This is a genomic window from Leptospira venezuelensis (genome assembly GCF_002150035.1).
Lineage (GTDB): Bacteria > Spirochaetota > Leptospiria > Leptospirales > Leptospiraceae > Leptospira_B > Leptospira_B venezuelensis.
Genome location: NZ_NETS01000010.1, coordinates 1,661,845 through 1,680,158, shown reverse-complemented (window position 1 = coordinate 1,680,158; position 18,314 = coordinate 1,661,845). Strand labels below are relative to the sequence as shown.

Annotated in this window: 14 protein-coding genes; 2 read left to right on the top strand and 12 right to left on the bottom strand. The window is 37.2% G+C overall.

The genetic code is table 11. From position 1 onward, the window contains the following. Positions 1 to 10: 10 nt before the first annotated feature. Entirely contained in the window at positions 11 to 499 is a 489-nt protein-coding gene (gene purE / locus B1C82_RS15205; protein ID WP_086448343.1) for a 5-(carboxyamino)imidazole ribonucleotide mutase, read from the top strand. After that, a complete protein-coding gene (locus B1C82_RS15200; RefSeq protein ID WP_086448342.1) occupies positions 496 to 1,614 on the top strand; it encodes a 5-(carboxyamino)imidazole ribonucleotide synthase in 1,119 nt (372 codons plus the stop codon). The genes purE and B1C82_RS15200 overlap by 4 nt, the downstream gene beginning before the upstream one ends. A 58-nt stretch (positions 1,615 to 1,672) precedes the next feature. Here B1C82_RS15200 and B1C82_RS15195 read toward each other — a convergent pair whose 3' ends face one another. The 12 genes from B1C82_RS15195 to mraY all read right to left on the bottom strand — a co-directional run bounded on the left by B1C82_RS15195 (position 1,673) and on the right by mraY (position 18,220). Further along, on the bottom strand, positions 1,673 to 3,706 hold the full coding sequence (locus tag B1C82_RS15195; protein WP_086448341.1) for an acyltransferase family protein: 2,034 nt from the start codon (positions 3,704 to 3,706) through the stop codon (positions 1,673 to 1,675). Positions 3,707 to 3,758: 52 nt separating this feature from the next. Continuing rightward, complete coding sequence (locus tag B1C82_RS15190) at positions 3,759 to 5,798, bottom strand: acyltransferase family protein (protein WP_086448340.1); 2,040 nt, start codon at positions 5,796 to 5,798, stop codon at positions 3,759 to 3,761. Beyond that, positions 5,795 to 6,787 carry a glycosyltransferase gene (locus B1C82_RS15185; protein WP_086448339.1) on the bottom strand — a complete coding sequence of 331 codons (993 nt, stop codon included), beginning with the start codon at positions 6,785 to 6,787 and terminating at the stop codon, positions 5,795 to 5,797. The genes B1C82_RS15190 and B1C82_RS15185 overlap by 4 nt, the downstream gene beginning before the upstream one ends. Positions 6,788 to 6,799: 12 nt before the next feature. Next, positions 6,800 to 7,711 (bottom strand): polysaccharide pyruvyl transferase family protein, encoded by a 912-nt coding sequence (locus B1C82_RS15180; RefSeq protein ID WP_086448338.1) that lies wholly within the window; start codon positions 7,709 to 7,711, stop codon positions 6,800 to 6,802. Between the two features lie 51 nt (positions 7,712 to 7,762). Then, the gene (locus B1C82_RS15175) at positions 7,763 to 9,181 is read right to left on the bottom strand and encodes a lipopolysaccharide biosynthesis protein (RefSeq protein ID WP_086448337.1); all 1,419 of its coding nucleotides are present in this window, start codon (positions 9,179 to 9,181) and stop codon (positions 7,763 to 7,765) included. A 111-nt stretch (positions 9,182 to 9,292) separates the two neighbouring features. Continuing rightward, positions 9,293 to 10,399 carry a glycosyltransferase gene (locus B1C82_RS15170; RefSeq protein WP_086448336.1) on the bottom strand — a complete coding sequence of 369 codons (1,107 nt, stop codon included), beginning with the start codon at positions 10,397 to 10,399 and terminating at the stop codon, positions 9,293 to 9,295. A gap of 6 nt (positions 10,400 to 10,405) precedes the next feature. Continuing rightward, on the bottom strand, positions 10,406 to 11,395 hold the full coding sequence (locus B1C82_RS15165; RefSeq protein ID WP_086448335.1) for a glycosyltransferase family 2 protein: 990 nt from the start codon (positions 11,393 to 11,395) through the stop codon (positions 10,406 to 10,408). A gap of 151 nt (positions 11,396 to 11,546) precedes the next feature. Next, positions 11,547 to 13,148 (bottom strand): LA_3751/LA_3752 family putative glycosyltransferase, encoded by a 1,602-nt coding sequence (locus B1C82_RS15160; RefSeq protein ID WP_086448334.1) that lies wholly within the window; start codon positions 13,146 to 13,148, stop codon positions 11,547 to 11,549. A 329-nt stretch (positions 13,149 to 13,477) separates the two neighbouring features. Further along, positions 13,478 to 14,887, bottom strand: coding sequence for a UDP-N-acetylmuramate--L-alanine ligase (gene murC, locus B1C82_RS15155; protein WP_086448333.1), 1,410 nt, complete (start codon positions 14,885 to 14,887; stop codon positions 13,478 to 13,480). After that, positions 14,887 to 15,963 (bottom strand): UDP-N-acetylglucosamine--N-acetylmuramyl-(pentapeptide) pyrophosphoryl-undecaprenol N-acetylglucosamine transferase, encoded by a 1,077-nt coding sequence (locus tag B1C82_RS15150; RefSeq protein ID WP_086448332.1) that lies wholly within the window; start codon positions 15,961 to 15,963, stop codon positions 14,887 to 14,889. The genes murC and B1C82_RS15150 overlap by 1 nt, the downstream gene beginning before the upstream one ends. Further along, the gene (locus B1C82_RS15145; protein WP_086448331.1) at positions 15,960 to 17,111 is read right to left on the bottom strand and encodes a peptidoglycan glycosyltransferase FtsW; all 1,152 of its coding nucleotides are present in this window, start codon (positions 17,109 to 17,111) and stop codon (positions 15,960 to 15,962) included. Before B1C82_RS15145 ends, B1C82_RS15150 begins: the two co-directional genes overlap by 4 nt. Next, positions 17,108 to 18,220, bottom strand: coding sequence for a phospho-N-acetylmuramoyl-pentapeptide-transferase (gene mraY, locus B1C82_RS15140; RefSeq protein ID WP_086448330.1), 1,113 nt, complete (start codon positions 18,218 to 18,220; stop codon positions 17,108 to 17,110). Before mraY ends, B1C82_RS15145 begins: the two co-directional genes overlap by 4 nt. Positions 18,221 to 18,314 lie beyond the last annotated feature (94 nt).

Here is an 18,314-nt window from a genome sequence, read left to right as displayed (position 1 = left end):
ATTTGCAAGTGTGAAAACGAAAGTTGCTATTATAATGGGAAGCAGTTCTGATTGGGAAACCATGAAAGAAGCCGTATCGATCCTAAAACAATTTGGGATAGAAAGCCATACTGAAATCGTATCCGCGCATCGTTCTCCAGAGTTATTATTCGAATTTTCTAAATCTGCAAGATCCAAAGGTTTTGAGATCATCATAGCAGGTGCTGGTGGAGCGGCTCATCTTCCCGGCATGGTTGCCTCTCTTACTACTTTACCCGTGCTCGGAGTACCCGTACAAAGTAAGGCTCTTTCCGGAATGGACAGTTTATTATCCATTGTGCAGATGCCAGGAGGAGTTCCAGTAGGAACACTTGCCATCGGAACTGCAGGAGCAAAAAATGCGGGATTACTCGCTGCGAGAATATTATCACTTCAAGACGAAACATTATCACAAAAATTGGAACAATACAGAAACGATATCAGAGAAGAAGCATTGTCCAAGAACAAAGATCTAATATGACAAAAATTTTAGTTCCTCCTGCAAGGCTTGGAGTAATGGGATCCGGTCAGCTCGGAAGAATGTTCGCGCAAGAAGCAATCCGAATGGGTTATCAGGTATCCGTTTATTCTCCGGAAAGAAATAGCCCTGCTTCCTTGGTTGGGGCTTTAGAAACAGTAGCTCCTTATGAAGATGAAAATTCACTTCAAACTTTTTTAAAGTCAATAGATGCACTTACATTCGAGTTCGAAAATATACCAGGTGCCGAACTAAACCTTATCTCCGAATATTCCAAAAAAAATTTGCTTCCTGTTTTCCCAAGTCCGGAATGTATACGGATCGCACAACACAGGATCAGAGAAAAAACATTATTTTCTAAATTAGGACTTCCTACTGTACCTTTTTATCCCATCACAAATAAGATAGAAGCTACAAAAGCAGCCGAGACATCCAAATTTCCTGCAGTTTTAAAAACTTCTTCTTTTGGTTACGATGGAAAAGGACAAACCAAATTTAAAACCAAAGAGGAATTTAGAGCTTGGGTAGGCTCACTCGGACAAGAACCTCTTGATCTGATCTTAGAAGAATGGTATGAGTTCGATACAGAAGGTTCTGTGATCTTAGCAAGAGATCAGAAAGGAAATATACTTTGTTATTCTCCTTCTGAAAATATTCATAAGAATCATATCTTGGATCTCACCATTCATCCTGGAAACTTTTCGAACTCTGTCAAAAAACAAATGATAGAATCCGCTAAAATCCTAGCAGAAGGAATTGATTACGTCGGTGTATTCGGTCTGGAATTTTTTATTAAAGGTGATAAGATCGTCCTGAATGAATTTGCTCCAAGACCTCATAACTCTGGGCATTTTTCTCAGAACGGAGCTAATATTTCACAATTCCAACTTCAGCTCAGATGTCTTACTGGACTTCCTCTTCCTTCTGAACTTACTTCTCAACCTTCATCCATGAAAAATATCTTAGGACAAGATTATCTTCCTGATTCTTCTCTTTGGGCAAATTATCTTGCCGATGAAAGATACACTTTACATCTTTATGGAAAGTCCGATCCGAGACAGGATAGGAAGATGGGACATTGGAACTATGTGGGTGAAGGAGCGGAAAAGGCGTTTTAGAAGATAAGAAAGATCAGCTCAGGCAAAAAGCCCAAGCTAATCTTAAAAGAATCAGTACTTATTTTGGATCGTATTTTTCTCCCAACCAGTAAGAGCCTTCCATAGAAAGGTGGTTACTATCCCTATATAAAAGTTTTCCATCGGCCATTGCGTAACAAAACTTTTCGTCGCATAAACTTTTCCAAGCTTCCCAAATCTTAATGTTCGGGAAATTCGTACGTATTGAGTTTACAATTTCATGATATTCTCGATTTCGTTCCTCGAAATCTTTACGATCAATTCTACAATTGGAATCGGAGCTTGTAAAATCCAACCTAAAAGGTCTTAGAGGAACGCAACGTTTAGGATCAAATCCAATTTCTGGAATATCCACAATGTATACGATTTCCTTTCCTGCTTTGGTAAATCTTGTAAGCGTATCAAACATTGCCTGTTTGAATGCTATTTTCGGGTCAGTAATGTCCCGGTATTTTGCACCGCCGCTAGCCTTCGATTCAATTTCCCCATAACCCTTTCCAGTCATATATCTAGGCCCGCGACTGTTTAAGATAATTTTCTTGATCTTGGGGTCTCTTTCCAGTTGCTCGAGTATAAAATTTTCGCTATGACAAGGTCTTTTAGGATCGGCTTCTATTCCAAAGAATGGAGGACAACCTCCTCTTCCCATATTCAACAGATTCAATCCTTCTTTTTCGAATTTTCGGATCAATCCGTAAGCCAAAGAATTTGCATGACTATCACCCATCAGAACTACATCAGGCTCTTTCTCAGTAGATCCAACAAGGCAGCAAAAGATATTTTCGCCGTATTTAGCTCTAAATTTTTTGACACAAGTAGGTTCGTTTATTTGCCAACCTTCGAAAATTTTTGCGTTTTCTTTATACTCTCTTACTCTCCATTCCCAGCCGTTCCTTTTATAGATATTATGCCCAAGGAAAGCGATCACGATTAATAATCCGACCAAGCTACCCAATACAAGACGGCTCTCTCTAAATCGAATGTTCTTTTCTACAAAATGCCATGTTAAGATTGAGAATAGAAACGATAAAATAACAGCTAAGATTCGCCACTCTTGAGCAGGTGTCCCCGCTTCTACAATTGTTGCAAAAGATAATAATGGCCAATGCCATAAATATAATGGAAAGCTAATTAACCCGACAAATACAATCGCTCTCAAACTAAGAATTTTCCGGTTCACAATTCCTTCCGGACCGGACAAAAGAATAAATAGTGCACCTAAAACTGGAAGCAAGGCTGCAAAGCCAGGAAAAGCTGTGTCCTTATTATAAAAGAAGACGGAAATAAGAATCAGACCAAATCCTAAAATCGAAATCGAATTTTGTACGATTCTTTTGTTTAGTAATGGGAAAGAAATTGGGTATTTCGAAAATTCAAATTTTCTAAAATAATTCGGTAACAAATCTCCAACTGTTTCAACTTTACTAGTTTGGAACCAAGCCAAGATCGCACCGAACAATAATTCCCAAACCCTTGTATAAGGAAGATAAAAAGTGAAGATCGGATTCCTATTAAATTCTATCAAATTCCAAAAAAAGGAAACCATTGCGGATACAAAAGTAATAAGAAGTAGATTGAACCTAAATCTCCAAGTGATATACAAAGCCAAAGGCCAGAATATATAAAATTGCTCCTCTATCCCAAGGGACCAAAGATGTAACAAAGGTTTCATCTCTGCCGTTGTGTCAAAATAATCCGTTAAATCATCCAAAAGAGCTATATTAGAATAAAATAAACTACCCGCAACCGTGTGTCTGCCTAATTGTTTATACTCTTCTCCTAAAAGGATAAAATAACCTACAATCGCGCAGAAAAATAACACGACCAGCAAGGCTGGGAAAATTCGGCGAACCCTACGAGCGTAGAAATCACCGAAACTGAAAGTCCCCTTCCCTAAGTTTTTGAAAAGTATGCTGGAAATAAGATAACCAGATATTACAAAAAAAACATCTACCCCGACAAAACCTCCAGTTATTACGGAAGGAAATGCATGGAATAGGACTACGGAGAGAACAGCTAACGCTCTTAACCCGTCTATATCTGGGCGGTATTTCACTAAATCATTATGTTTCATGTTTTTTTCTTAATTTTATAAATATCAAAATATTTCTTAAACTTTGAGATGTTCACTTTGGATCATATTTTTTCCCTAACCAATAGGACCCTTCCAACGAAAGATGGTGACTATCCCAATACAATAACTTCTCATCTTTTAGAGCGTAACAAAATTTTTCGTCACAAAATTCCTTCCACGCCTCCCAGATCTTTACGTTAGGAAAATCCTTTCGAACGGAATTTACGATTTCATGATATTCTTTATTTCTATTATCAAAATCTACTCGTCTGACCCGGCATGATTCTTCCAGATTTTTGGCGCTCAGACGGAATGGCCTCAATTCAACACAACTCTTTGGATCAAAATCCAACTCGGGAAAATCCACAATATAAATAATCTCTTTGCCGGCTTGAGTTAATCTTCTCATCGTATCATAAAAGGCCTGTCGAAATGCTTGTTTCGGATCCGAGATATCCGGTCTGTATTGATATCGAATACCTTTAAGAGTGGTCTTATCATCGTAGGTACTTAAATTTACATACCTCGGACCTGCACTATTCAAAATAATAGTTTTAAACTTCGGATCCTTCTCTATAATTTCCAAAGCCCGATTTTCTTTTTCGCAAGGCCATTTTTCATTTCCAATCATTCCGAAAAATGGAGGGCAACCCCCAGATCCCATGTTTAGTAGGTTCAATCCTTGGCTTTCAAATTTTCGGATCAATCCGTAAGCATAAGAATTTGCATGACTATCACCAATCAAAACAACATCTGGTTCTCGGTCCGCAAAACCTAAAAGACAGTATCCAATATTATCCCCAAATTTTGGCTTAAATTTTTGAATGCATGCGGAAGAATCAACAACTTGCCAACCTTCAAAAATTTGTGCATTCTGTTTATACGCTTTAATTCTCCATTCCCAGCCATTCTTTTTGTTGATATTTTGCCCGATAAATGCAACTACCAATAAGAATCCAATTAGCGCACCTAATACAAGTTTTCCTTCTTTAAAACGAATATTCTTTTCTATAAAATGCCATGTTAATACGGAAAGTAGAAACGATAAAGATATTGCTATAACTCTCCATTCGATAGAAGGAGTTCCTGATTCTACAATTGTCGCAAAAGAGAGTAAAGGCCAATGCCATAAATATAAAGGAAAACTAATTAATCCGACAAAGACCATAGGCTTTGTACTTAGAATTCTTTTATTGATGATTGCATGCGGACCGGAGAGTAGGATGGCGATTGCCCCAATCACGGGGAGTAAAGCCGCATATCCCGGAAAAGAAGTTTCTTTATTATAGAAGAGGACAGCAATCAGAATTAAAACGAATCCCAAAATAGAAAGACTGTTCTGAAATCGTTTTTCACCTAAGAGTGAAGCAGAGATGCTATACTTTGAAAATTCAAATTTCTTAAAATAATTCGGCAATAGTGCACCTATCGTTTCGACCTTATACACTTGGAACCAAGCCAAAATTGCTCCAAATAGTAACTCCCAAACTCTTGTGTTAGGCAAATAGAAGGTGTAAATAGGATTCCTATGAAGTTCTATTATATTCCAAAAAAATGATATAATAGCTACTATGAGAGTGACAAGAAATAGATTGAACCTAAATCTCCAGGCTACATATAATGCTAAAGGCCAAAATATATAAAATTGTTCCTCAATCCCGAGCGACCAAAGATGTAATAAAGGTTTCAACTCCGCAGCTGGGTTAAAATAATCTGCAAATTCATTTAACAAAGCTAGGTTTGAAAAGAAAAGACTGCCTGCAAATGTATGTTTTCCTAATTGCTTATATTCTTCTCCCAACAGAATAAAATATCCCGCGAACAAACAAAAGAATAGAACGACGAGTAAGGCAGGAAAGATACGGCGTATCCTTCTTGCATAGAAATCGAAAAAGCTAAAAGTCCCCTTTTCCAAATTTTTAAAAAGAATACTCGAAATTAGATAACCTGAAATTACGAAAAAGACATCAACCCCTACAAATCCCCCCGTAATTAGGGAAGGAAAAGCATGGAATATTACCACTGATAGAACGGCTAATGCCCTTAACCCGTCTATATCTGGACGGTATTTTACTAAATCATTATGTTTCAAGGGGAGATCCAGCCTAAGTCGTAATACATTTTTTTATACTTTTCAAATGTTAAATCCCAATACTCCAACACCCGACTTCTGAGCATTTCCGGTTTAACTTTTTGAAATGTATCTTTATACAAAAGAAGACCCAATATTTCTTCGATCGAAGTCCCTTCAGGAAATATTCTATCTCCAGGTAATTCGTATTCTGGGATAGAACCCAAAGACCAGCCCACAACAGGAACTCCTAAATAATGTGAAAGAATCAAGGGCCCGTTTGCCTCTCCTACGGAATCAGTTCGGAAACAAGTAACATAATCGGCTTTTAGAATTTCATCATTTAGGACTTCATCGTCACAATAGCCCAACACTTTTAAATTAGATCCCTTATACTTCTGAATAAATTTTCTAGTTTTTTTATCCTTCACACCCCCTGCAATTACCAAGGTAATTTGAGGATATTTCGAAAGAGCTTTTACTAATTCAGGCAACGCTTTAGCTTTTTTGGCAACCCCTGGTTGGCATAAACGAAGGATTGTTTTTCCCTCTTCTACTTCAGCGTTCAACCGAGATGCTCTTTCCATTTTTATCGAGGCATATTTTTCTATATCTAAAGAATCGTTTAAAGGATGAGGTCCCATCGGAAGTACGTCAATGGGTTGATTATATCCTAATCGAGTAGCAAGTCTTTTCGCATACTCGGAATGAACCACTAACTTATGTTTTCGAAGAAAAAATAATTGGATATGCTCTGTAAAAAACCTTAGTATCGGCTGCCTCGGAACAACATCATGCATGGTAACGATCGCTTTTCTTCTATGGCGAAAAGCAGAAGTTAATAGCTCTCGCCCACTATTACCTATATGAAAATGTGCGAAAGAATCAGGACTCGAAGGCTGTTGTAAAAACTTTATGTTTATACCTTTCGATTTAAAAATCGATTCGAAGTCTCTACAGTATCTTGTAATACCTAGTGAATTTTTGGGTGAAATTAATTCAATGGTCACTGAATCGGAACGCTACTCTTTGTCTTTATAACTACTCTTTTGGATCTCTTTGACTTTTTCAATTTCTTTCTCCAAAAGGTTATCTAGTTTATCAATTACCTCATTGTCCGATATAGTAAAGGTTTCGACATGAGAGAGCGCCTGCAAAATTTTTCGCTGAACGACGTTTTTCGCGAAAAATTCGACATTAATTCTATTAAGAGTTGCCTTGCTGATTATTTTTCCCAACAAATACTTCTCATATAACTTAATCCCTGTAGATCTGCTATCCGCCTTATTAATGGATAAGAGCCAATCATTCCACTTGAATTCCGATACTAACGGACCTTCAGTATAGGGAGTAGATAAAATGAGGCGATGCCAAGGCACTCGAAAAGTATCAGCTAAAATAGCACCATGCATAGCTTCCGTTATCAAAAATTTGGATGCCGCGATTTCTTTAAGTGTAAACTCAACCCCTAACTCATTTTTACTTGAAATCAGATGGATTTTCAACTTCTTACAAATCGTTTCCCAATCGATAAAGCTAATGGATTGATAATGTGGCATGAAACTTATTTCGTATTTCTTCTTTTGATTAATTGTATCTCCAAAGAATTGTGTTTGTCTAACGCAGTATGCAGGATCAGTAATATATGAATATCGGTTATCCAAATAACTGGAAGATAAAGGTCCCCTTAAAAATAGAATTTTCCAATTTCCAGTCGGATCAAACGAATCCGGCATTGGACGGATCCCACTTCCAAAAACAATTTTAGTACGATCTTTGCTGAATATTTTATTATTGTTAAAAAGGATTGAACCAATTCCAACTAAATCTAAACCATCAGACTCATCTTCTTTGCCAAAAAGATGCTCCCATAACCACGGGTTCAAATCATCCCCGAAATTTCCCTTCTTAGCTTTGTAGTATATAAATTTCATTTCTAACTCAAATTATTCGTAGATTTGCAAAAATTCCATCAATCGCATAGATCAATTCTCTGCAACTTTAGTCATTCGACTCAATCCAAATCGAATGCCACTATGGATCATCTTTCTATTCAAATATGTAAAATACACAACACATCCAAATGCATTCAATAGCTGGACCCAAAACATGCCTGAAATCGAACAAATTCCAAATAAAATGATAAACACTAAATTAACAAATAAACTTTTGATCGGAAAGGTTATCTCAAAGAAAGATCGAGAATGGAAATAGCGAGCAACAAACAATACTATATTTCCGACTAATAGAGAGATCGCACAACCTAACAAACCTAAATACGGAATTAAGATCAAATTTAAAGTTATATTCACCAAAGCGCCGATCACAGTTGTATAAAATGCACCAGTCGTTTTTTTTGCAGCCAGATATCCTCCTCCATAAAAGCTTCCCAATGCTTGAAAACAAACTGCATAATAAAAGACAGGTAAATACTGCCCGACCTCAAAATAACTTTGGTTTACTATAAACGGCAATAAGAGTTTAGAAAATCCGATCGCGAGTGCCGTTAACCCTAATAATAATTTTAGATATTTATCAATCACATTGTCAAAATATGCTCTACTACCTTCCATCCCATATAAACGAATTACTTTTTCTTGCCATGCCTGATTAAATATCAGATGCAAGATCAGCAAGATATTAGGAAACTTCATTGCAATTGCAAACAAACCATTTGCAGCAATTCCTAGAAAATATAGAATCATATATCTATTAGATTCAGAAATTGCCCACCAACTCACCTGATTAGGGATCAAAGGCACTGTATAACGCAACATAGATCTCAATAAAGATGGGTCGAATACACGAAAACTGAAATAAGAGATGAACTGGGTTTTATATGTAAGAAATAATAATGTTAAAAAGGAAGAGAACAAATTAGCAAAAATAATTCCCTTCAATCCGAAATCAGAGATCGAAATTACGAGTAAGGCACCTAAAGTAAACGCTCCAGAGTAGATCACTCCCGACAAAGCATATACAAAGTTTAGAGATCTAGATCTAGCAAACTGTAAAACAATCGTATAGAATACCTGGCATATTAAAAATAAATAAATAAGTAGGCTAAATGGAATTTCTATTATGAGTGCTAAAATCCAGTATGCTACGGAGAATATAAGGACATTTAAAGAGACCGCTATCGTCGCGCCGGAAATTACTTTCGAAACCTCACTCGAGTCATGGGCCTCATTTAAGCACCATCTAAGAATCCCATCATAAAGTTGTAAGGAGATCAATGGAACTAGCAAAGTGGAGCTGGTTAGAATAAGATCAAAGGCCCCAATTTCTTCCTTTTTCAAAAAGAAAGTGAAAACAAAAAAAATTACAAAAGTTAACCCTTTTGAAAAAATATTAGCCACCCCGTAAATCAGAGTTAGCTTACTTAAGCTTAAGTTATTTCCCATAATGACAATACAAGGTAGTCAGTTTAAATTCGAACTTTTGCAAAATGAAATCAATACCGGTTTATAACGCAGGTAGCAAAAAGCTTTAATCTTTTCTTTTTGTTGGCTATCCTATTTTCTCCATTCGAATCTCAAAACTTTCTCAGCTACATGTTCCCATGTAAGCTCCTTTTTGAAATCGCGGATTGCGTTTTTCATCCCAGCAAGCTCTTTTCTAGAAATCACCTTGAGCTTTTCGGCAATTGCTTCTGCGGAGTCAGGCTCAACTAAATATCCAGTCTCTCCATCTGTTACAATGTCGACAAGCCCCCCTACACGAGTGGCAATAATCGGACAATCATATCGATAAGCAACCGCACCTACTGCAGTTCCAGATGCAGAACGATAAGGAAGAACAACGGCATCCGATCTAAAAAAGTATTCAGCAAGCTCTTCTTCTTTGGTATATGAAAGATGTAGTTCTACATTTTGAAGATCTAAACTTTTAACTATATTATAAATAATATCCTTATCTTCCCAAGTTTCTCCCGCGACCGTCAAATACACTTCCCGATCATTTAATTTAGCAAGGGCATGGAATAAAATATCCAGACCCTTATACGGTCGAATAAAGCCGAAGAATAAAAGCTCTAACCTTCCCCTTTTCTTTAATAGGCCTTTAGGTTCAGGAAATTCTTCATAAGCAGGAATATGAATTTTTAATACAGGTTTTTCGGGATACTTGGATTTTAGGAAATCCTTATGTTCTCCGGAATGGACAATATAACCGTCCGCGTTTGATAATAAAAATTCAACGATTGATTTTTTTAAACCTTTGGACCCATGATCAGATAGGTTATGGCAAAGAAAGATGACAGGGATCTTTTTTCTACGAAGGAGAAAAGCAATAAAAGCAAATCCTGGAGCCCAGAACAAAGTCCACCAGGTAAGAATAACTAAGTCAGCCCTACTTTTAATGATACTATTTGCAACTTTAATTAGGCTGAAAGGATTTAAAGCATCGAGTAAATAATTTACTTCAGGATCTCTACCCATTGAAAAAGGATCAACGTCACTTTCTCCAGGATAAAGAAACTTAGGATATTGCCTTTTAAATGAGATCGTTTGTAAATTACAGATCTTTGAAAGAGAACTTTTTAGGAAAGTTGTATATTGCGCTATCCCGCCTCGATAAGGAGCAATCGGCCCCAAAAGAGAAACATTCTTCACATTCGACATAACCGATTACTGACGAGACTTTGACACTTTAGAAGAACCTAAACTGCCAGCAGAGTAATTTCCTGAAAAAGTTCTCTTCTTTTCAAAATACAAAATCTCTTCACTCAATTTTCGATTGATTCCTATTAAAAAAGCCAGAATCCCAGAAACCAAAAACAATCCTGAAATAATTACTAAAACTACAGCGAACAATAAAGATTGCACATGTCCCTTTCCAATCCCTAAGAAGAAAAAGATAAGAAAGCGTATGGCAATCGCTAAAGCAGGAATAAAAGTAGCAATAGCCAAAACTCCAAAAGAATGAAACGGCCTATATATAATTAAGAGTCTTACCAATGAGGTTCCAGACTTCCACATATGTTGGAATATATTTTTAAACAGCCGAGACTTTCTAGTCGGAGGATTTGTAGGGATCGGAATAGAAGAAACAGTCAGATCCATTTTAACTGCTTGCACGATCGTATCTAAAACATAAGAAAACTTAGTAGTGACGTTTAATCTTAAAAGACTTTCTCTGGAGTAGGCTCTAAATCCAGAAACGGTATCTGGAACATCAGTACCGATTAGATTTCGAACAACTAAATTCCCAAACCATTGAAGTATCTTTTTTAAAGGAGAGAAATATTCTACCTTCCAAGGCACTCTATTTCCAATGGCAATGTCTGCTGAACCGGTCATAACTGGAGTGATTAAATCTGGAATATAGGAAGAAGGATATTGGTTATCCGCATCAGTATTTACAAAAATATCCGCACCACCCTCCAGGGCAGCCTCTACTCCGGACTTGAATGCTCGACCCAATCCTAGGTTTTTTTTGTGCGAAATAATTTTACAGCCGTAGCTTGCCGCAATCTCAGAGGTACGATCCGTAGATCCATCATCCACGATCTGGATTTCTATAGTTTTAATACCGGGAATCTTTTTCGGGATTTCGGCGAGGACCGTAGAAAGAGTTTTTTCCTCGTTATAGCAAGGGATATTAATTACTAACTTCATTCGATAAATTTAGTGTCTACCAGACTAATTCATAATCGAATATAGTCCAATGATTTTTCCACAGATTATCAATCAAAAAGACCGCATTACACCACATAACCTAAACTTTCGACAGGCTCAATCTGGGGCTTCCGTTCAAAATTTATCGTTATTATTTGGTCTCAAAAATATAAATGGAGTAAAATCGAGTTTCCTTACTTTCAAGCAACCTGCTTTTCCTAGAAAAGTAGCCGAGTAATTGTCCAGATTCTTTACTAGTAATATCCGGGTATTGGATTACATGTGGTGTTACATATTTCAGGAATTTGAGAATTATATCTTCTTCTTCCCCATCCATTTCCTGGGCGATATCTTTCGTTTTATATTTAGAAACAACAAACCCGATCTTTTTGTTTGTTTTCTCACTAAATAATCTATCCGAAATTATTTCTCCATCACGAGAAGTTCTGATGTAAAAACAAGGAATTGAAAGTGAAAGACGACCGAAATGTCCGCTAATAATCTCGCTCCCAGTGACAATATAATCAGTCTTATATTTTTCGAATTCTCCGGACATTACCTTAATTTGTTTGTAAGAAGCTCGAATCATCGAAAGCCCCTTAAGGGTAGCTGCAATGGAAAATGAAACGAAGATTATTAAAGCGGCGACACCTAACTTAGAGAATGCTTTTTTCGATTTAATTCGATACCAATCATCCAAAAGGAATAAGCCCGGGAAAATACATAGGGATAAATAACGTGGTCCCCAACTGACAAAGGCTTCCGTACTAACAGAAAAACTTAATAAAGGAATATAAATTAATAATAAAAGTATGATAACCTTCTCACGAAGATTTAGCGCAGTTTCTGAAAAAGTCCGATCAAAAATAACCCATAATAAAATCGGCATATAGCCGAAAAACCCGAGTTTCCAATACCCGAAAAAAGCTATAACGAAAAGTTGTTTTAACTTAACGGAGATATCCCAGGCTACATTACTGTTAACTTCGAAACGAGGTCCTAAATAACTTCCGTACGCGTACGTGTTAAAAAATACAAAGACAAGTATCGGGAGGATAATACCTAACGCAAAAATTCCGTTACCTTTCCAGAAATCTAGACTGAGTATTCTCTTGTATTCTGCTATTAGAATAGCTAAACCGAGAGCCGGAATAAAAATAAAAGGCTCCAACCGAAACCACACTGTAACCCCTAAAAAAAATCCAGCAAGGAAACGATCGGAGAACCTCCAATCCAAACTTGGATTTTTGAAATACAATGACAGTCCAATTCCCGCAAATAGTAAGAACAAGGTATTCTCACTATATTCTAAGGAATAAAGGAATATAGGAGTACAAAGTAATGCGAAGAAGATTGTAAATCGTTCCGGTTTATAGATAATTTTAAATATAGCTATAGATAAAAAATAAATTAAGATACAAAATGGTACTAATGCTGAAGTGCCGAACAGATACAAAATTGGCGCAGTAACCGCTGCGAAAAAAATCGAATACTGTCCCCAATATCCCCCATCCGGTCTTAAAATCAAAAATTTTCTGTTTGGATGAGCTAGATAATCAGGATCCCATTTTTTTCCTAGATAGAATACTTCTTGGTCCGAATAGGAAGTTGCCAAAAGTCCTTTCGCTTGAAATAATTTAAGCGCTGAATCCGAGTTAAATCCATCATTTGTCGGAACAGTAAATAATGTATAAAGTACCAGAGCAATGGGTGCTATCCAATAAGCATTTTCTAATAGAAATTTACGAAACATTAAGCTCCTCAAATATCATCCAACTTATATAAGCAAGTAACGCATGCACCCGAGAGAAATTCTCAAAAAAAATACTCGTTTTCGAAGAGTTTAATTTTGTAATATAGAATATTTCTCTTTTAAAAGCCGAACTTGTTCAAAATTCTTTACGCTGTGGCAATCAGGTTGCTGAAAAAGATCCATCCATATTCCTAACAAACAAAAGTTTATCTCCTGAATGGGGTATTTTAAAAAATCAGAAACAAATCGAATCCCGTTAGGTATCAAATTTCTCTAAAAATAAAATTAGATCTCCATCAAACTAGACTATACCGGAGAATTTTTACAAGTTATTTCTTTTCTTCACTATCCATAAAGGCGAGTCCCCAGTCTCTCACGTTCCCCGCTCCAAGAGTAATCAGCCTATCTCCAAATTTTAAGGTGTTTCTAATAAACGTAATATCTAATTTAAGATCGCCGGACAATAATAGAGGTTTCGTTTTCATAGAATTAGCGATCAACTCGGAAGTTATTCCCGGAATTGGCTCTTCTCCAGCGGAATAAATCGGAAGAAGGAAAACGATATCTCCTGCATCTAAACTTTTTGCAAATTCTCTATATAAATTTTTAGTTCGAGTAAATCGATGAGGCTGAAAAAGGATAACAGCTCTTCCATCTCTGCCAGATAGCTCTTTTATTGAAGAAAGAACTGCCTGGACTTCAGTTGGATGATGACCGTAATCATCATAAATTTCTACACCGTCCTTGTTTCCAATATATTCCAACCTACGCTTGACTCCAGCATACTCGGAAACCGACATGGAGGCCTTTTCAGGATCAGCTCCTAAAGAATAAGCAGCAAGTACTCCCGCAAGTGAGTTTGTAAGATAATGTTTTCCGGGGAATCGAGAAGTGATCTCAAACTCTTTTCCATCTAAAAAGAATATTAGCTTCTTATTTTCAATTTTATAATGTACTAAATTTTTAAAACCATTCGATTTAGCATTTGATCCTAAAGAAGAAGTGAAACCGAAAATTTTAGATTTGTCTTGGATTAGATCGAGACAATCTAATATTCCAGGATCGTCCATATCCAAAACTACAGTGTGTGTTCCGGCAGAAATAAATTTAGAAAATGCTTCTAACAGTTTTTCTCGAGTATGATAAAAATCCAAATGGTCTTCATCTATGTTAGTAAGAATACGCACCTGGGCTTTATGATTTAAGAATGTGCCATCGGATTCGTCCGATTCAAAAACACCTATCTTTCCAGGAGAAAATCTTCCGCCTACACCATTCAAAAAGGAAACATCACCTCCAACCATAACAGAAGGAGAATATCCTAAATCATTAAGTATATGAGCGGTCATAGCTGTGGTCGTTGTTTTCCCATGAGAACCGCCTACCGCAATGCAGGTAAGATGTTCAAAGCATAGATGTAAAACTTCTGATCTATGAAAGAATCGGATTCCTTTTTGTTTAAAAAAATTGGCAATAGGGTGAGAATCCAAACGAATGGCAGACGAATAGATTGCAGAATCGTATCCGATATTCTCTTCGAGATCGGAAAGTTTAGAGAATATTTTTACTCCCTTCTTCTCTAAGTTTTCAGTGACCTGGCTTTTTTTGCCATCGTAACCCGAAACTTCGAGACCTGCATCTGCCAAGATATGAGCCAAACTGGACATACCAGAGCCACCGATTCCTAGGAAAAAAGGTCTGGAAAATCCCAGTCTTTGCTGGATAGATCCGTTTTCCATTATTTAGTATTTTCGAAGAAGAAGCTGGTAGTTTCAGTAGATGCTTCTACATGAGAACATTCTAATGATCTAATGGACATTTCGTTCAAAAGCTCAGGTTTCTCCGCAAACTGATCCAAAATGCGGAATAATTTGCTTTCATCCTCATCTCTTTGCTCAAGCAATGCTGCAGCACCATTTGCTTCCATATACTTTGCATTCGCAGTTTGATGATCATCTTTTGCAAAAGGATAAGGAATTAAGATCATTGGAAGTGCATAAGCGGCACATTCTGAAAGAACTCCAGAACCAGAACGAGCAATCACCATATTGGCCCAATCATAATGTTCTGCCATATTATCTGAATAAGAGATTAGATCTGCATCCTTAGTTTTTTTGGAAACTTCATCGTAAAGAGCAGTGCCTGTTAACATTCTAAAACGGAATCTTTCCTGGATCACTTCATGTTTCATCAGGTTGACTACCATATTATTGATCTGTCTTGCACCCTGAGAACCACCCATTACTAAAACGTTAAATTGTTTTTTCTTTTTAGGATCCCATTTTTCGCTGAACTTCAAAGCAAGTTTAGGTATAGTTTTAGATCTTAAAGGATTTCCTAATATTTCCCAACTACAAGAGACTTTTGTATCCTTTGGAGGGAAACTGAAAGCGACCTTATTTGCAAATCTGAAGAAGATACGATTCACTTTTCCTGGAATACAATTCTGTTCACATAGATATAATTTTTTACCGAATATCACAGCGTATAAAAGAGCAGGAACACTGGAATATCCGCCCATTCCGACAACTGCATCCACACCAAGCTGTCTGAACTTGATCCAAGACTTGAAAAGTTGGAATATATATCTGAAAGGTAATAAAAGAATATTTCCAGAGAGAGACGGAGTATTATGCCAGACAACTTCGCAAGGAGCTTGTTTCAAATCTGGATTATCCTTATTTCGGATAAGAGAATGTAGAAAAACGTTAGAGATACCTAAGGAATCTTTTCGACTTACAAGACTTTCTGCCAGCGCAACCCCTGGGGAAATATGCCCCCCGGTCCCGCCGGCTGCGATTAAAACCGATCTCATACGCCTATGTTTTCTTTTCTGGTTATATTGACAAGAATTCCGAAGGCCGCCAAAACCACGAGAAGTGAAGATCCTCCGTAGCTCATAAACGGTAAGCTAATCCCAGTAATTGGAAAAAGACCCGTTACCACATAACTATTGATAACAAATTGGGTTCCTAAAATAAAAAGTAAACCTGCCCCCAAATAAAAACCAAATGGGTCCTCTACTCTTTTTAACAAAACATAAACCCGAGACAAGAGTATCATCACTAAAGCAAAGAAGAATAAGAATCCAATAAAACCAAAATCCTCTACATAGGTCGCAAGAACGAAGTCTGTATGGCTATAGGTTAAATATCTATGAGCATAACCACTCGCTAATTTATTTCCAAACCATCCACCATCCAAAAACGCTCGAAAAGAAGTTACCAATTGATGGCCTTCATCGTAACGAAAGCGGTATGGATCCAACCAAACTTCCATTCTTTTCCTTCTGTAACCCACTTGGCTAATCAAAAGATATGCCAAAGGAAGAGATACCAAGCCTACAAGTAGAAGATTACGGATTGGAAATCCGAATAAGAATACGAACGCGATCACAACGAATAAAATTTCCATCGTGGTCCCGAAGGCCGGCTCTGCTAAGATCAAAATTAGAACTGTAAGTAATAAAACAGCAGGAAGAATGAACTTCTTAGGATCTCTGCTCTCTTTTAATTTCAGTTTTACTATAAGAGAAGATAGATAGACTACCACAGCCAATTTTGCAATCTCGGAAGGCTGCAATTGATAAGGTCCAATCCCAATCCATCTATGGAAATTTCTTCCATAATAGGTACCGACCGCTTTCCCGATACCTGGAATAAATACTAAAATCAAAAGTAGAACACTGATTACAATTCCGCCTAACGCAAATTTTTCTAAACGTTTATAGGGAAAATTTGCAAAAAAGAAAAATACCACTAGGCCGATGATTGCCCAGGCCAATTGTTTTTTTAAAAAATACTCTGAATCTTGGAATTCTCTCCAAGCAGTCACAGAGGAACTGGAATACATTACGCATATTCCAAATAGTAAAAGAAAAAATACTGATCCGACTAAGACTAGATCGAAGGGGGAATCGGGAGATTCCCAAAAATCTTTGAACTTTCTCCCGAGAGCCTTCATTGTATTTTTAAACTAGATAAGGAGATGATCGCAAGAATGATGGCTGCGATCCAAAATCGGATGACTACCTTAGTTTCTGGGACTCCTCCCAATTCGAAATGGTGATGCAAAGGCGCCATTTTGAAAATTCGCTTCTGGGTAAGTTTAAAAGAACCTACCTGCAAGATTACCGACAAGGATTCTGCAACAAAGATCCCGCCCAAGATAACAAGTAGGATCTCTTTCTTCAACATTACGCAAGTAAGTCCAATGGTTGCCCCTAAAAATAAGGATCCTGTATCTCCCATGAATACTTGGGCAGGATGACTATTGAACCAAAGAAAACCTATCAACGCACCTGTTAATGCGGCAAGGAATACACTATATTCGTGAGCATGAGGAAGGTAAGGAATATTCAGATAATTTGCAGCAACGGGAGTTCCTGAAACATAAGCAATCAATCCAAGAGTCCCAACTACAATCCCGGCAGTTCCTCCAGCAAGACCGTCTAAACCGTCAGTCAGGTTTACTCCATGAGAAGATCCTAATATTACTAAAATCGAAAATGGAATCGCAAAATATCCCCAGGATAGAACAGGGCCTTTTACGAAAGGCAGGAATAGATCCGTCAAATGGAATAAAATTTTACCAGTAGTACCTTTTGGAGCTTCTCCACTAGAATACAAGAAAACTAAACAAAAGATCGCAGCTAAAACTACCGAAACCGCAAACTTAGTGCGGGCTCTCATACCACCTTTGATCTTTTTTACGGATTTCATATAATCATCCATAAATCCCAAGGTCGCAAAAGAAATAGAACAAACGAGCAACAAAAGAATATTAGGATTTCTTAAATTTCCCCAAAGAAGAACGGACGCCACTAGGGCAGATACAATCATGAGGCCGCCCATTGTTGGAGTTCCGGACTTAGCGCTATGAGATTTCGGTCCATCATCCCTTACACTTTCTCTGAATTTTAATCCGTGCAAGAAATCGATCACTCTTCCACCAAACCAAAAAGTCAGGAACATAGAAGTCAGTCCGGCCATTAAAGCCCGAACGGTTACATAGCTAAAAAGTCTTAAAGAATCTAGGTCTTGGAAAAATCTTTCGTATAAAAAGTAAAACATATCATTTCTATGAAGACAGATTCACTCTAGCCGAGCACGAGTAAACGTAAAAAAAGAAAATCGTCTTCTTTGGCTTAATTATCGACGTAAGTCA

Bases quoted from the DNA above. Each gene is read 5' to 3' on its own strand.
- mraY (WP_086448330.1), bottom strand. From the start codon at position 18,220: ATGTTTTACTTTTTATACGAAAGATTTTTCCAAGACCTAGATTCTTTA.
- B1C82_RS15200 (WP_086448342.1), top strand. From the start codon at position 496: ATGACAAAAATTTTAGTTCCTCCTGCAAGGCTTGGAGTAATGGGATCC.
- B1C82_RS15170 (WP_086448336.1), bottom strand. From the start codon at position 10,399: ATGTCGAATGTGAAGAATGTTTCTCTTTTGGGGCCGATTGCTCCTTAT.
- B1C82_RS15160 (WP_086448334.1), bottom strand. From the start codon at position 13,148: ATGTTTCGTAAATTTCTATTAGAAAATGCTTATTGGATAGCACCCATT.
- B1C82_RS15145 (WP_086448331.1), bottom strand. From the start codon at position 17,111: ATGAAGGCTCTCGGGAGAAAGTTCAAAGATTTTTGGGAATCTCCCGAT.
- B1C82_RS15175 (WP_086448337.1), bottom strand. From the start codon at position 9,181: ATGGGAAATAACTTAAGCTTAAGTAAGCTAACTCTGATTTACGGGGTG.
- B1C82_RS15150 (WP_086448332.1), bottom strand. From the start codon at position 15,963: ATGAGATCGGTTTTAATCGCAGCCGGCGGGACCGGGGGGCATATTTCC.
- B1C82_RS15165 (WP_086448335.1), bottom strand. From the start codon at position 11,395: ATGAAGTTAGTAATTAATATCCCTTGCTATAACGAGGAAAAAACTCTT.
- murC (WP_086448333.1), bottom strand. From the start codon at position 14,887: ATGGAAAACGGATCTATCCAGCAAAGACTGGGATTTTCCAGACCTTTT.
- B1C82_RS15180 (WP_086448338.1), bottom strand. From the start codon at position 7,711: ATGAAATTTATATACTACAAAGCTAAGAAGGGAAATTTCGGGGATGAT.
- B1C82_RS15195 (WP_086448341.1), bottom strand. From the start codon at position 3,706: ATGAAACATAATGATTTAGTGAAATACCGCCCAGATATAGACGGGTTA.